At 39.4% G+C, this 15583-nt stretch carries 15 protein-coding genes; 8 read left to right on the forward strand and 7 right to left on the reverse strand.

Going from position 1 to position 15583, the window contains the following annotated elements; all coding sequences use genetic code 11:
- Positions 1 to 23: 23 nt before the first annotated feature.
- The 3 genes from ACHUFV_RS13030 to ACHUFV_RS13040 form a co-directional block, all read right to left on the reverse strand.
- On the reverse strand, positions 24 to 719 hold the full coding sequence (locus ACHUFV_RS13030) for a GntR family transcriptional regulator (RefSeq protein ID WP_394234759.1): 696 nt from the start codon (positions 717 to 719) through the stop codon (positions 24 to 26).
- Positions 720 to 967: 248 nt separating this feature from the next.
- A complete protein-coding gene (locus ACHUFV_RS13035; protein WP_394234761.1) occupies positions 968 to 1603 on the reverse strand; it encodes a hypothetical protein in 636 nt (211 codons plus the stop codon).
- A gap of 214 nt (positions 1604 to 1817) precedes the next feature.
- A complete protein-coding gene (locus ACHUFV_RS13040; protein ID WP_394234763.1) occupies positions 1818 to 2060 on the reverse strand; it encodes a DUF1450 domain-containing protein in 243 nt (80 codons plus the stop codon).
- 218 nt (positions 2061 to 2278) lie between these two features.
- Here ACHUFV_RS13040 and hppD point away from each other — a divergent pair, with 218 nt between their 5' ends.
- The 6 genes from hppD to ACHUFV_RS13070 are packed head-to-tail and all read left to right on the forward strand — an operon-like array spanning position 2279 to position 8304.
- The gene (hppD, locus tag ACHUFV_RS13045) at positions 2279 to 3400 is read left to right on the forward strand and encodes a 4-hydroxyphenylpyruvate dioxygenase (protein WP_394234765.1); all 1122 of its coding nucleotides are present in this window, start codon (positions 2279 to 2281) and stop codon (positions 3398 to 3400) included.
- A 60-nt stretch (positions 3401 to 3460) separates the two neighbouring features.
- Positions 3461 to 4402, forward strand: a complete 942-nt coding sequence (locus ACHUFV_RS13050; RefSeq protein ID WP_394234767.1) for a hypothetical protein — start codon at positions 3461 to 3463, stop codon at positions 4400 to 4402.
- Positions 4399 to 5694, forward strand: a complete 1296-nt coding sequence (gene fahA / locus ACHUFV_RS13055) for a fumarylacetoacetase (RefSeq protein WP_394234769.1) — start codon at positions 4399 to 4401, stop codon at positions 5692 to 5694. The genes ACHUFV_RS13050 and fahA overlap by 4 nt, the downstream gene beginning before the upstream one ends.
- Positions 5695 to 5717: 23 nt before the next feature.
- A complete protein-coding gene (locus ACHUFV_RS13060; protein WP_394234771.1) occupies positions 5718 to 6875 on the forward strand; it encodes a homogentisate 1,2-dioxygenase in 1158 nt (385 codons plus the stop codon).
- 60 nt (positions 6876 to 6935) lie between these two features.
- Positions 6936 to 7622 (forward strand): CoA transferase subunit A, encoded by a 687-nt coding sequence (locus tag ACHUFV_RS13065; RefSeq protein WP_394234773.1) that lies wholly within the window; start codon positions 6936 to 6938, stop codon positions 7620 to 7622.
- Between the two features lie 4 nt (positions 7623 to 7626).
- A complete protein-coding gene (locus tag ACHUFV_RS13070) occupies positions 7627 to 8304 on the forward strand; it encodes a CoA transferase subunit B (RefSeq protein ID WP_394234775.1) in 678 nt (225 codons plus the stop codon).
- 74 nt (positions 8305 to 8378) lie between these two features.
- On the opposite strand, the gene ACHUFV_RS13075 is transcribed toward ACHUFV_RS13070, so the two are convergent.
- The 4 genes from ACHUFV_RS13075 to ACHUFV_RS13090 form a co-directional block, all read right to left on the reverse strand.
- Positions 8379 to 9095, reverse strand: a complete 717-nt coding sequence (locus ACHUFV_RS13075) for a LutC/YkgG family protein (protein WP_394234777.1) — start codon at positions 9093 to 9095, stop codon at positions 8379 to 8381.
- Positions 9095 to 10522 carry a LutB/LldF family L-lactate oxidation iron-sulfur protein gene (locus ACHUFV_RS13080; protein WP_394234779.1) on the reverse strand — a complete coding sequence of 476 codons (1428 nt, stop codon included), beginning with the start codon at positions 10520 to 10522 and terminating at the stop codon, positions 9095 to 9097. The genes ACHUFV_RS13075 and ACHUFV_RS13080 overlap by 1 nt, the downstream gene beginning before the upstream one ends.
- A gap of 20 nt (positions 10523 to 10542) precedes the next feature.
- On the reverse strand, positions 10543 to 11262 hold the full coding sequence (locus ACHUFV_RS13085; protein ID WP_394234781.1) for a (Fe-S)-binding protein: 720 nt from the start codon (positions 11260 to 11262) through the stop codon (positions 10543 to 10545).
- 241 nt (positions 11263 to 11503) lie between these two features.
- The gene (locus ACHUFV_RS13090; protein ID WP_394234783.1) at positions 11504 to 12235 is read right to left on the reverse strand and encodes a FadR/GntR family transcriptional regulator; all 732 of its coding nucleotides are present in this window, start codon (positions 12233 to 12235) and stop codon (positions 11504 to 11506) included.
- A gap of 322 nt (positions 12236 to 12557) precedes the next feature.
- Between ACHUFV_RS13090 and ACHUFV_RS13095 the strand changes: the two genes are divergently transcribed.
- The gene (locus ACHUFV_RS13095) at positions 12558 to 14249 is read left to right on the forward strand and encodes an L-lactate permease (protein WP_394234785.1); all 1692 of its coding nucleotides are present in this window, start codon (positions 12558 to 12560) and stop codon (positions 14247 to 14249) included.
- A gap of 298 nt (positions 14250 to 14547) precedes the next feature.
- Positions 14548 to 15510, forward strand: a complete 963-nt coding sequence (locus tag ACHUFV_RS13100; RefSeq protein WP_394234786.1) for a methyl-accepting chemotaxis protein — start codon at positions 14548 to 14550, stop codon at positions 15508 to 15510.
- Positions 15511 to 15583 lie beyond the last annotated feature (73 nt).

Below are 15583 nucleotides of genomic sequence, written 5' to 3' on the forward strand. Positions count from 1 at the left end.
CTTCTTAATAGAAGTGAAGGACATCAGCTGAATGAAGTTAAATCTAATGAAGTCTCTGGGTTCAGATTAGAATACTTAGAGATGTAGAATTGATAGTCACGCTCAATGTGCAGCTTCATCAGCTCCTCTGCAGCCTTTGGATCCTGTGCGATAATGGCTTCACCGATGGCTTGATGCTCATCTGACCCTTCTTCAAGTCGTTTTGGAATATTTAATACGGCATTTCGATAAAAGGTTAGGTGAGAAATTAAATGTTTCATCATTTTGTCCAAGTAAGGGTTTCCACTTAATTGAACAATCAGATTGTGAAAATGAGTACTTAAGGATCTTAAATGATCAACTTCCTGCTTGCTCACAGCTTGCTGCATTTCATTCATCAAGTTAGACAATTGTTCCTTTTGAATAGGATTGATACGAATCGCTGCATAATGAGCGGCAGTAGATTCCAGGCTTAACCGGCATTCGTAAAGATATTTAAAGTCTGAGAAAGTTGGCCTATATACCCTGACGCCTCCTCTAGGACTCACTGATACTAATCCAACACTATCCAACCTGCGAATGGCTTCACGGATTGGACTTCTGCTAATTCCTGTTTCCTTTGCGATACTTTCTTCAACAATCCGTTCTCCAGGCTGAATCTCACCATTTACAATCTTACTGTGTAAATATTCGTAAACCTGATTTTGAAGGGTTTTGGATTGGTCAATTTTCAGACTCAAATTAAATCACCTCGCATTAATTTTCTGAATTTTCAGTCATTGTATACAGAGAATTTGTTTGAAAAATAACCCATGCCAATAGAATGACTCATCATGTCAAATTAACACTATTTCTGTATTGTTAATTTTCTAAATATTAAAACATAAATTTTGGATTTTCAAGTGTTTTCATAAAAAATTTTTAATTTTGTGTGTTTCAGGATGTATTTTTATAGCTAAAAAAAACCGACTAGTTGTCGGCCTGCTCTTTATAACTTTTTTACTTTTGTACAGGATCCATTTTCGTCAATTTCCATTTCACAATACTCATTTTTTGATAAATAGATGGAATACGTGCTTTTTCCGACCATTGGATGGTTAATACTTCTGATAGCAGCGGAAAACTTTTGAATGTAGTAGGAGATATCTTTCTGTGATTGATCGACTTCGTTAATCAAACATGTACGAAGCTTCAGCATTTCACTAGATGGATAGGCTTTATAAAAGAATTCTAATGGTTTTCTATGTTGAAATAAATCGTCAGATGAAAAATAAAAGATAAACGTTTCATCATCATCAGTATAACCAGCTAAAATATACACGGTATCATATCTTTGCCGTGGATGGTGTTTTTTAAAGTGATCTAAGGCCGAACAAAATAGCTTTTGTGTGTGCTTGATAATCCCCTCTAGTGAGTTGGCAGGGTCTTGGGCATATCTTTGCAGATTTCCTACACACATATCAACAATGTTTTTGACACCCGCATAAGCAAAAATTAGTTTGGGACTTAAAATCATTATTTTCTTTACATCATCAGTAAATTCTTGTGTTCCTCTAATCGTAATTCTTTTATCAGCTAAGATTAAAACCCCATCCTCAAACTTTTTCCCGATTATAGCCGTCATATTAGGCCTCCTGCAACAAAAGTTTTCATGTAAAGAATAAAAAAAGCCCTTCGAATGACATTTTACCATTCTGAAGGACTTTATTAAAAATATCTACAAATGATTTTGAAATGAAACCACATACGTGACCGTTCCAAGAATTTTACTCCCACTTCAGGAACAAATCACTCATTCAGAGACTTATCCTAAGAAAAATTCACATTTTCTTGATTCATCATACAACGCTCTTCTTTAACTCATTCAAACAATTTTGAATTTCAACAAGTAACTCATCTGGACTATCCGCTGTTATATTTTCACCATTCACAACTGCAAATGGTTCAACCAAGCATTGACCACAATAAAGCAGGCAGCGCTCTTCCCATATACTTACATCTTCACATTCTTGCAACTTCTCTTTTACCATTTCCATCTCATCTTCAAAGTTACATGGACAGAATTTAACCTCTACTCCCATATTGATCCCTCCTCTTTTTATGAATGTATGTTAACTGTTTTTTCAGAACTATCGCAATAACATACCTAACTGTATTAACACTTTAATCAGTTGAAGGATAACAGCTATAAATCAAAAACGCGGTAAAAGATGGGTTTGTTTGATAAAAATTTTTGTATTATGATTTGTCACATCGAACGATTTAGAAAATTTTATATATTCAAAAAGGAGTGTTAGCAATGACTGAAAAAATTGCATCTGTTACCCAAACAAAAAAACAAGAAATTTTCCCGGTGAAAAATATTCACCATATTGAGCTCTATACTGGCAACGCCAAACAAGTCGCTTTCTATTATGCAAAAGCATTCGGTTTCAAATTAACTGCTTATAAAGGTCTTGAAACAGGATCCCGTGACAGAGTTTCTTATGTACTTGAACAAGGAGCTATCCGCTTCGTTCTGACAGGTTCCCTTACAGATGATACTGAGATTGCTGAATTTGTGAAAAAGCATGGCGAGGGCGCTAAAGACATTGCACTGAATGTGAAAGACCTGGATAACACGTACTACGAAGCAATTGAGCGTGGTGGAATTGCCATCAAGGAACCTTGGATTGAAGAGGACAAAAACGGAAAAGTGAAAAAAGCCGTTATTGGAACATATGGCGACACGATTCATACCATCATTGAACCAATCGATTATAAAGGACCGTTTTTACCAGGATTTGAAGCGTATGAAGACCTGTATCAATCAGCTTCAACCGGCTTAGTCGGTATTGACCATGTCGTCGGAAACGTAGAAGACATGGAAGAATGGACGAATTATTACGAGAAAGTCTTCGGATTCAGTGTGTTGAAGCACTTTGATGATGATGATATTTCAACAGAGTATTCTGCACTGATGTCAAAGGTTATGATGAACGGAACGGGCCGCATCAAATTCCCGATTAACGAACCGGCTGAAGGTAAACGTAAATCTCAAATTGAAGAGTATCTTGATTTCTATAAAGGCGCAGGTGTTCAGCATATTGCCCTGTTAACGAATGACATTATCAGTACGGTTGCTAAATTAAAAGAAAATGGCGTTGAATTTTTAACAACACCTGATACGTATTATGAAGAACTTGCCAGCCGTGTTGGTGAAATCGATGAAGATGTAAAGAAAATTCAAGATCTAAATATATTGGTCGATCGTGATGATGAAGGATACCTACTACAAATCTTCACAAAGCCGCTTGTGGATCGCCCAACCCTGTTTATCGAAATTATTCAACGTAAAGGTGCTCTTGGATTTGGTGATGGAAACTTTAAGGCTCTATTTGAATCCATTGAACGCGAACAAGAACGCCGCGGAAATATTTAAGTTTCAAAAAAAGAGAGTGTCCAACAAGACACTCTCTACTTAAAAGGAGCGTTGATCTTCATGTTAACAACGGTAAAGGCAAAGTGGAGAGAAAATGCTGTTAGTCACTTTATGACTGAGTTAATTGATTATGCGGGACTTTTCCCTCCTGCAGCTCTACCACTTTCTGAAGCGATTCATAACTATTCCTCCTATATAACAGGCTCTGATTCCTGGATGCTGGGACCATTTGTGATTCCGGCTGCCAGATTGAATGAACTTGAGGAATATAAAGATAAATTTAATCAGCAATACCCATTTCGGTTATCAGTTATTTTAACAGATTCCAGCGAGCTGCAAACAGAACTCAAAGCAATCGAACAATTTTTACATACGTTCCAGGATGAGGGTTCAGTCGATTCAATTGAAATCAAGCTTTCTCAGAATATCAAACCTTCTTTCTTAGAAAAGTTGGCAAAGGATACAAAGGATTGCCCTGTTTATTGTGAGGTAACCGGCACGAATGAACAAGTTCAATCCTTATTAGATACGATCGAATTAGTAAACAAAAAGTCGTCAAAACAGTTCGGAGTCAAAATGCGAATGGGCGGCATAAGAGCAGAAATGTTCCCATCAGCAGAGAAAGCAGCCTTCTTGATCCATGAATGTCAAAAGCGAAGTTTATTTATCAAATTCACAGCAGGCCTCCATCATCCGATCCGTCAGTATCGAAAGGAAGTCGAAACAAAGATGCATGGATTTGTGAATGTGTTTACGGCTGCTCTGTTCGCTTATAACCATTGTATTGATGTAAAAATAATTGAAAATATTCTACTTGATGAAGACCCGTCACATTTTTCTTTTACACCGGCAGGTCTAAGCTGGGGAAATATGACCGTTTCTTCAGAAGATATCAATAAAGCACGCAGTCTTTTTGCTCACTCCTACGGGAGCTGCAGCTTTGATGAACCTAGAGAGGAACTTGGCAATCTATCTATCTTTCATGAGGAGGTAACAGAATGAGATATTCATTTATTGATACAAAACAAGATTCGGACTTTCCAATACAAAACTTACCATACGGAATCGTTCAGCCTAGCGGCAGGTCTCCACGTGTCGCTATAGCGATCGGGGATTATGTCCTTGACCTGTCCGTTTTGGACAAGGCCGGTTTGTTAAATGGGACGGGCGCGGAAGGAAAAAATATTTTCAACGCATCATCACTGAATCCCTTTATGGAGCTTGGCCGCCCAGTTTGGAAAAGGGTCAGGGAAAGACTTCAAGACCTGCTGGATCAAGAGACAGCCGATTTAAGAGATAACGAGGAACTTCGATTGAAAGCGTTTTATCCACAAAGTGAAGTTCAAATGATGTTACCGGTTCAAATCGGTGATTATACCGATTTTTATGCATCGAAAGAACACGCAACAAATGTTGGGACGATGTTCCGCGGCAAGGATAATGCCCTTATGCCGAACTGGAAGCATGTTCCGATTGGGTACCATGGCCGCGCAAGCTCGATTGTTCTAAGCGGTACAAACGTTCGTCGTCCGTTAGGGCAGACCAAACCAGTCAATGTGGATGCCCCTGTTTTTGGACCAACGGCTCAGCTTGATTTTGAATTAGAAATGGGATGGTTTATCGGTCCGGGAAATCAGCTTGGACAACCGATTCCGGTTGATAAAGCAGAAGATCAAGTATTCGGCATGGTGCTTGTTAATGATTGGAGTGCCCGTGATATTCAGTCATGGGAATATCAGCCACTTGGTCCTTTCCTAGCGAAAAACTTCGCTACCTCTATTTCACCTTGGGTCGTTTCATTAGAGGCATTAGAGCCGTTCCGTCAGACTGGCCCTGCTCAAGATCCAGAGCCGCTGCCATACTTACAACAAACGGAAAATGGCGCTTTTAATATTAATCTGGAAGTCTATTTGAAACCAGAAAACGATCAAGAAGAAACGCAAATTACCAAAACCAATTTTAACTATATGTATTGGTCCGTCGCACAGCAGGTGGCCCATCATACCATTACCGGCTGCAATATACGCCCTGGTGATATGCATGCGTCCGGTACAATCAGCGGTTCCGAGCGAAGTGAAAGAGGAAGCATGCTGGAGCTAACTTGGCGGGGTACGGAGCCACTTGTACTGAAAAATGGCGAACAGCGTACTTGGATTGAAGATGGTGATGAACTGATTATTAGAGGATATTGTCAAGGTGACGGATACCGGATCGGTTTTGGTGAAGTCAAAGGAACCGTTTTACCCGCCCTTTCAGAGGCAGACATTTTAGGTGTTGAAAAAATAACCAAATAATTTTAAAGAGAGAGGTGTACAAAATGCCGCACTATATCAAAATGGGCCGCATTCCACATAAACGTCATACACAGTTTCGAAAAGAGGATGGCGGTCTTTATTATGAACAGTTAATGGGAACAAAGGGTTTTTCCGGTATTCAATCATTGATCTATCATGTGAATCAGCCTACCCAAGTGAAAAGGGCAGAAAAAATTTGTGATGTTGTCTATGAATATGAAGAAAAAGGAGCACTGCAGCACCGGCATTTCCTAACAAAGGATATCCAAGCTGGCGGGGATTTTCTTGAAGCACGCCGTATTTATCTAGCCAATGATGATGTGGCGATTGGAGTGGCCCGTCCGAATAAGCAAATGGAGTATTATTACCGTAACGGTGAAGGCGATGAAATGCTGTTTATTCATGAAGGGAATGGAAAAATTGAAAGCATTTTCGGTGAGTTAAGCTTCAGACCAGGAGATTATCTCGTGATTCCGATTGGAACAACCTATCGTGTTGTATTGGAATCGGATGAAGCTCGTATCTTAGTCGTTGAATCAAATTCAGCGATTGTTCCTCCTAAACGCTACAGAAATGAATTTGGTCAGTATCTTGAGAACTCACCATTTTGCGAGCGTGACATCCGAACTCCGGAAAAATTGGAGACAAAGGATGAAAAAGGTGAATATGAGGTACGAGTACGGGCACAAGGAATGATTACTTCTTATACGTATGATTTCCATCCACTTGATGCAGTTGGCTGGGACGGATGTCTTTATCCATATGCCTTTAGTATTCACGATTTCGAGCCGATCACTGGACGTGTTCATCAGCCGCCTCCAGTACATCAAACGTTTGAGGGCTACAACTATGTGATTTGTTCCTTTGTACCAAGGCTGTATGATTATCATCCAGAGGCCATTCCTGCACCATATGTACACAGCAACGTAGAAAGCGATGAAGTCCTTTATTATGCGGATGGAGACTTTATGAGCCGCCGCGGAATTGAGGAAGGTTCCATTACCCTTCATCCAAGCGGTTTGCCACATGGTCCTCATCCAGGCAAAATTGAAGAAAGCATTGGTAAGAAGGAAACACGTGAGCTTGCTGTGATGATCGATACCTTCCGTCCTCTTCGTGTTGTAAAAGAAGCCCATATAATAGAAGATAGTCGGTATATGAGCAGTTGGATGCCTTCTTAATATCCCTTAACAAAATGAAGTTAGATTTCCTTTTATCCTATAAAAGCGAGGCTGGAATAGATGAAGCAAACATATAACTCTTTTATTGATGCAGTAAAAGATATCTATGATGGAGCAACCATCATGGTTGGCGGTTTTGGATTATGTGGTATTCCTGAAAATCTAATTGTGGCTCTTAGTAAGACCGGCGTAAAAGACTTAACCGTCATCTCGAATAACTGCGGTGTAGATGATTGGGGTTTAGGTATTCTTTTAAAAAATAAACAAATCAAGAAAATGATAAGCTCTTATGTCGGCGAAAATAAAGAATTTGAAAGACAATACCTTTCAGGCGAAATTGAAGTTGAGCTAATCCCCCAAGGTACATTAGCGGAAAAAATTCGGGCAGGCGGCGCCGGCATCCCTGCCTTCTATACCCCAGCAGGTGTTGGCACCCCTATCGCAGAGGGAAAAGAAGTCCGTATATTCGGCGGGAAAGAATATATCCTGGAAACAGCTTTAACCGCTGATTTTAGTTTAGTCAGTGCGTTAAAAGCAGATGCAATGGGAAATCTCGTCTATAATAAAACGGCACAAAATTTCAACCCTAATGTCGCTACAGCTGGGAAAATTACGATTGCAGAGGTAGAAGAAATTGGCGCAATCGACCCTGCCCAGGTTCATACTCCAGGTATTTATGTCCAACGATTAATTGTTGGACATAAAGAGAAACGAATTGAAAAACGTACTGTACAAAAGGTGGTGTGAGAAAATGGGGGCACAATTGGTAACAGAGCAGAACGTGAGAGAAAAGATTGCCAAAAGAGCAGAAAAAGAAATTGAATCAGGTAATTATGTTAATTTAGGGATTGGCATGCCAACACTGATTGCCAATTATATTAGCGAGGATAAACAAGTTGTCCTCCAATCCGAGAACGGTTTGCTGGGGATAGGTGCTTATCCGGAAGAAACTGAGGTTGATCCAGATTTAATTAATGCCGGAAAAGAAACGATTACGGTAATAAATGGAGCTTCCTATTTTTCGAGTGCTGATTCCTTTGCGATGATCCGGGGCGGACATATTGATGTTGCTATTCTTGGAGGTATGGAAGTTTCCGAGACAGGTGATCTGGCCAATTGGATGATTCCAGGTAAAATGGTAAAAGGAATGGGCGGCGCAATGGATCTTGTCCATGGTGCTAAAAAGACCATTGTCATTATGGAGCATACCAATAAAAAAGGACAGACGAAGATCTTAAAAGCTTGCACCCTCCCTCTTACCGGTAAAGGGGTTGTCAACCGTATTATCACAGACCGGGCTGTGATGGATGTGACAGAGGATGGCTTGAGATTAGTAGAAGTAGCCAAAGGTTATACAATCGAGGATATTCAAGCCGTGACAGAAGCTCAGCTGATTGTTGATTCTAATGTGAAATTAGAAGCCTATTAATGATAGACAAATAAAAGGACATTACCTATTTTATCTAATGAATAGGTAATGTCCTTAATTTAATCCCTTCTAGTCTACAAATCTTCTACTACAATATAATTCATTTTAACTGGTCCATGGACACCGACAACAAGGTTGAGCTCAATATCTGCTGAATTACTTGGACCGGTAATATAGTTAATACAGGATGGAACCTGTTCACCGTTCTTGATCTTTTCACGTAATATTTTGGCGGCTTGAGTCATACGCGGAACAATCGTGCTTTTTGGAACAATCACAATCGAGTTTGTTGGCAGGAAGCTGATGGTTCTTCCTCTATCCTTGCTGCTGTATAGAACAACCGTGCCTGATTCAGCCAATGTGATTTCACTAATCGTTATTCCAACATTCGCTTTCTCCGCTTTCACAATGTTGTCTTTCCCTAACGCAGAATTCCATTCGAATACTTCAACATCTGCTTTCGGGAGATCTTCTTTTAATAGCTTTCCAAGTCCAAATTCCTCAAATCGCTTATCCTTCCATGTCACAATAGGCCCTCCGCCAACTGCTTCAACCGAGTTTGCTAGTATTTCCGGTAATTCTTCTTTTGTCGTAAGAACTAGTTTCGTATGAACCTTTGTACATTGAAGCTTTAACACTTCTAACAATTCATCTTTAGTAGCTCCCTTTAATACCTCTTCTTGCGGATTGTAAGTCCATTTAGGTCTTTTCACATGCGTTACTCTTTCACGGCCAAGCTGGTTTGCAATATCACCTAGAAAAGCCTCTCGATTTTTAATAGTTCCCTGCATTATTCTTTTCCTCCTTTTGGCCGGTTTTTAAACCAATCCCGGAAGCGTTCTTTATTTGGCGCTGGAAGATCGCGAATATCTGTCCATTCCTTTAAAAGTCCGACACCTTTCGTAATGTGGTCATCGGTAGACAGCGGCTTAGTAAGCGCCGGTGCCATTTTTGAAGCCATTTTATATAGAGTTGGGGAAGACGTTCCCATACCGATTGTCTTCATTAGTATTTTTTCAGAAAAAGGTGCCTTCCCTTCCTTTTCAACAATCACTTGTCTATGCTTCAAAATCAGTTCATGTAGCGGTATCTTTACCGGACATGCGTCCGTACAGGCTGAACATAAGGTGGAGGCATACGGTAATTCTTTATAATCATCATACCCTCCGAGAAGTGGTGTTAAGACAACTCCAATTGGTCCAGGATAAATGGAACCATAGGAATGACCGCCAACATGTCTATAGACCGGGCACACATTTATACATGCCGCACAACGAATGCATTGTAGAGCGGATTGAAATTCAGTTCCTAGGATGTTTGAACGGCCATTGTCAACGATAACTAGATGAAACTCTTCAGGACCATCCACATCGCCTTCATCACGTGGACCGGTTAATGTCGTAATATAGCTTGTTAATTTTTGACCGACAGCACTTCGTGTAAGCATGCCGACCAATACTTCCATTTCTTCGAAGGTTGGGACGATACGCTCCATCCCCATGACAACGACCTGTGTTTTAGGCAGGGCTGCAACAAGGTCAGCATTTCCTTCATTTGTTACAAGCGTAATCGATCCTGTTTCAGCCACGGCAAAGTTACAGCCTGTTATCCCAAGATCCGCAGTCAAATAGTCTTGACGTAAGGTTTGACGGGCAAACAAGGCCAGCTCTTCAGGCTTTTCAGTATTTTTGTAGTCTAGTTTTTCCGCAAATACATCCCTTATTTGCTCTTTATTTTTATGTAATGCAGGAACAACGATATGTGAAGGTGGATCATGGTCGTCTAATTGTAAAATATACTCTCCTAAATCCGTTTCAATCACTTCACAGCCGATTGCTTCCAGCTTTTCATTTAGACTGATTTCCTCTGTCACCATTGATTTTGCTTTGACAACTTTTTTGGCTTGATTCTTTTTGGCAATGTCCGTAATGTATTGGCCAGCTTCTTCAGCTGTTTTAGCAAAAAAGACATGACCGCCTCTTTTTGCCACATTTTCACTTAACTCATATAAGTAGTAATCAAGATTTTCGAGTACATGCTTTCGAATTTCTTCCCCATGATTACGCCATTCTTCCCAATTTCCCAACTCATCGGTCACCGTTTGTTTTCTGCCTTGGATGGTCTCTTGGGCACTGGCAACGGCCCCTCTCATAAAGGAGTCTTGGATTTGATTTTTAACACGAACCTTAAATTTCTCTGAGCTCGTTTTCATTGACATATGTTTTCCCCCCTCTTAACCTATGCGCGGCTATTTAACACTTCTGCTATATGCATAACTTTGATTGGCTTTCCTTGTCTTGTGATTCGCCCCCCAATGTTCATCAAGCATGACGCATCTGCACCAATTAAATAGTCCGCACCCGTTTCTTCCACATGCTGTACTTTCTCGTTAACCATTTGCTCAGAAATTTGCCCCATTTTAACGGAGAACGTTCCGCCAAAACCACAGCAATTTTCTTTTCCTGGGAGCTCTATATATTCCAATCCCTTTACATTTTTTAATAATGTGATAGGCGCTTCCCTTACCCCAAGCAGCCTTGTCATATGGCAAGAGGTATGATAGGTAACCTTGCCGGGAAATGTCGCCCCAACATCTTCAATTTTTAGCACATCAACGATAAATTCAGTTAATTCATAGGTTTTCGCCGCGAGCTCCTGCGCCTTTGGTCCATAAACAGGATCGTCTTTAAAGATATGCTGATATTCATGGAACATGTATGCGCAGGAGCCAGACGGACTGACTACATATTCAGCATGTTGGAATGTATCTATCATTTGTTTCATAGCTGGCTTCGCTTCCTCTACATACCCGCTATTGTAGGTTGGCTGCCCACAGCATACTTGCGATTCAGGAAAATCAATTTCACAGCCAAGCCGTTCTAGCAATTCAACTGTTGCCTTCCCTACATCACTTTTAAACATATCCACTAGACATGTCGCAAATAGAGTTACTTTCATTTCGTCCATCCCTCTCCCAGTAAAAATAAATCATGTAATTATTATATTTATCTAAATTGAAAAAAAATTAATAAACTTACTTTACTACCAATTTTCCGGCTGGTCAACAGGTCATCTGATGACTAGGTTATAAAAAATACAGTTAAACACTATTATAATGCTATAAATATTTTAAATAAAGAAAGTGTTTTCATCATTTTTCCTAATTGAGGAGCTTTTTTTTAAAAAAGCCCCTAGTCCCTTAATCCTGTGAAACATCACTTTCTTCAAAAAACTCCTGTAATATTTTTTCTACATTGTTCAAATGGGTAAGCATTGCTTTTCTGGCCTTTTCACCATTCTGTTCCAGTACGGCATGATAAATTTCAACATGCTCCTCATAGAGCTTCTCGGTTGTTGTCCATTTCGAAAACAGCAATAATCGCCGTGTTTCTTTCATCGTTTCCTGCATAAGGTCAGAAACATGAAGCAATAAATGGGATACGAGTGGATTTTGAGTAGAAGCTGCTAAGGCCAAATGAAAATCCATATCAGATTTCTCCCCTAATTCCTTATTTCCACAGGATACCTTCATCTCGTCTAATGCCGCTTTCATCTTTTCTAAACTTTCCTCATTACGTTTACTTGCAGCTACAGCAGCTGCTCCCACTTCAATAATTTTTCTTACCTCAAGAAGATTTTTCACGTCTTCCTTATTCATCAGCATGGCGGTTGAGAGCGGAAACGTAATATTTTCCGCATCAAATTGCTTCACATATGTACCTTCACCCTGCTTCATTTCAATTAAACCCATTGCTTTTAAGGCTGACAAGGCCTCCCGAATCGCCGATCGTCCGACTGAAAAATTTTCTGCTAATTGCTCTACCGAATTTAATTTATCTCCTGGTTTAAGTTGACCATTGCGAATTGCTTCATGAAGGGCTTCTGCCACTTCTTCGTATATCCTTTTGGGCTTAATTTGTTTATATTTCACTTTTTCCGCCTCACAATCCTCAATTACAGTTCATATAGTAAAATTATAATGTTTTTTTAGTCCATTACACAAATAAATATAAATCACTCTATCTTAAATAAAATTCATAAATTTTTCACAAACCTATTGTTTTTTTCAAAATTCACAATTATAATTCAGTCTATCAAAGTCATCCAGTCATCAGATGACCTTACTATTACATCTTTGAAAAATCGAAAAATGAAAACGATATCTATTTAAAAGGGGGGATTCATTCCTATTTGCATTAGAGGAATACATAGGGAATATTAATAGATTGATTAATTAATTGGAGGGTATAAGTATGACATTTACTCAAAATTTTACTATAGTTGGAGATAATTTAGCTCTAACAGCCTTAGTAGCATTTATCCCAATCTTATATTTTTTCTGGGCACTTGCAATTAAACGGTTGAAGGGACATATAGCAGGATTAACGACACTGGCTCTGGCTGTTCTCCTTGCCATCATCGCTTTTAAAATGCCTGCTACAATGACCTTTATGTCTGCGTCCCAAGGGGCCGTTTATGGTATTGTACCGATTGGCTGGATCATCGTAACATCCGTTTTTCTTTATAAGCTATCGGTAAAAAGCGGACAGTTCGATATCATACGTAACTCGATCCAAACCATAACAGAAGACCGCCGCTTACAGGCTTTACTCATCGCCTTCTCATTTGGGGCTTTCCTGGAAGGAGCAGCTGGATTTGGGGCACCTGTTGCGATTTCAGCCGCATTACTTGTGGGTCTAGGCTTTAATCCATTATACGCTGCAGGTATTTGTTTATTAGCCAATACAGCACCTGTTGCCTTCGGAGCGATTGGGATTCCGATTACAGCGATGGCAGGTCCTGTAGGTATTGATGCAATGGAAATATCTAAAATGGTTGGACGTCAGCTTCCATTTATTTCTGTTTTTATTCCGCTGTATTTAGTTATTATTATGGCAGGTTTCAAGCGCGCATTGGAAGTTATGCCTGCAATCCTTGTATCAGGACTATCCTTTGCAATTGCACAGTTTTTAAGCTCTAACTTCCTAGGGCCTGAATTACCGGATATTCTATCTGCCTTAGTCTCTTTATTTGCCCTTGCTATTTTCTTAAAATTCTGGAAACCGAAAACGATATTCCGATTTAAAGGTGAAGCTGAAATCGCTGCCGCTTCTGCTGCAAAAAAGCCCAAAAATGAAAACGTTCACTATTCAGGTGGTCAAGTATTCAGAGCATGGTCTCCATTCTTAGTATTAACAGCCTTTATTTCTTTCTGGGGTATCCCAGTCATCAAATCAGCGTTAACAGGACATTATGAAGGAAGCAATGCCATTCTAAAAGGTGTTAATTCTATTGGGCATGTGCTTACCTATTCACCGGAAGTGCCATTCCTGCATAATAAAATTATGAATGATGCAGGTGAAGCGATTGCCGCCGTTTACAAGCTTGAGCTATTGGGGACAGCTGGGACTGCTATTTTAATTGCTTGTATTATCACCAAATATATTACTGGTTTATCTTGGAAGGATTGGTCATCAACATTTAGTGAAACGTTAAATGAATTAAAGCTGCCCATTTTAACCATTGGTTCAGTTGTGGCATTCGCCTATGTAGCTAACGCCTCAGGTATGACACACGCTCTTGGAATGATCATTGCAAAAACGGGTTCACTATTCCCATTCTTCTCTCCATTCCTTGGCTGGCTCGGTGTCTTTATTACAGGATCGGATACATCTGCCAACCTGCTGTTTGGAAACCTACAAAAGATATCGGCCATGCAAGTTGGAATGGATCCGCTGCTTGCTGTCGCTGCTAACTCCTCAGGTGGTGTTACCGGGAAAATGATCTCCCCACAATCCATTGCCGTTGCGTGTGCAGCTGTTGGACTAGCAGGTAAAGAATCTGAGTTACTTCGTTTCACATTAAAGCATAGCTTCTTCCTTGTCATTTTGGTTGGAATTTTGACCTACTTGCAAAGCACCGTCTTGTCTTGGATGATACCTTAAACAGGAATAAAATCTTCCTATTATATAGCTATAGAAAACAAGCGATGATTCCTTTGATTTTATCCGAGGAAGTCATCGCTTTTTTTATTAAATATACCGTTGGTAGTCGAGTTGGTCTTCCTATACACTCCACTGGATTCATTTGAAATCCTCGTAAGATATCTCAAAATCGTGACATAAGTCACATATTCTAAATAGAAATAGTAATAATATAAAACTTGAATAATAGCTAAGTCTAACGATTTTACTGCCAATTAGTTACACTTTAGGAACTTAATAGAAGGAACGGTGTAAATGTATGTTCTCTAGGAAATCCCGCCTTTACGAAATAGAAAAAGAAAAAATAGAGTTACAGGAAAAGATTGACCAATTGTTTTCGGAGTTTAAAGATAAAGAATCCTTTTTTCAATCCTTCCTGGATCGTTTTAATCAAGAATTAACTCAAACCATCGAACAGCATGAAATTGTTAATAGCCAGCATTACACCATGGCCGATTTAGTAAAGGAAATAAAAGGTCATTTCGAGAAAGTAGATGATTTAAGCCACTCCTCCTTTGGAAACTCTAAAGAACTTCAACAAAAGGGAGAAAGTTTAATTTTATCAGCGAAGGATATGGTGATTAAATCTGACGAAGGAAGAGATTCTGTTAATAAGGTTGAGCAGTTGATTATCCAACTAGGTAAGAAACTGGATGAAACTTATAACAAAATGAGCCAATTAAATGATCGTTCAAAGGAAATTGAACTAATCGTTAAGACGATTAAGGAGATTGCCGACCAAACAAATTTATTAGCCCTAAATGCTTCTATAGAAGCCGCGAGGGCAGGAGACCAAGGAAAAGGCTTTGCTGTTGTTGCTGAGGAAGTTCGAAAACTTGCAGAAAGCACGGCCATGAGTACGAGTGATATTAGTCTTTTAACGCAAACCATTCAGCAAGATATTTTTGATACCCTGCAATCCACTAATTTAAGTACCGAATTAGTTAGAGAAGGAATGGATTTAAGCAAGGACACCTCAAATAAAATTGATTTTATTTCCTCGGTTATCCATCATGTTGAAAATGAAGTAACAACGGTCATACATACAATTGAGGAACAAAAGGAATATTCACAGGAAGTCATGCACGAAATCTCAAAAACGAAGTCTATTTTTGAAACGGCAAATGAGTTGATATTACAGCATATTAAGGATGCCAATATTGTTGACGTGAAATTAGAAGAAACAATTAAACAAGTTACCAATTTTGAGGGGAAAATATAATAAGCTAAGATCTAATTTCAGAGAGCTCTTGGTTTAATCTTGTTGCAGGTACTCTATTATTAATAAATTTGAA

Origin of the sequence: Niallia oryzisoli (assembly GCF_043641075.1) — a bacterium.
GTDB lineage: Bacteria > Bacillota > Bacilli > Bacillales > Cytobacillaceae > Bacillus_BD > Bacillus_BD oryzisoli_A.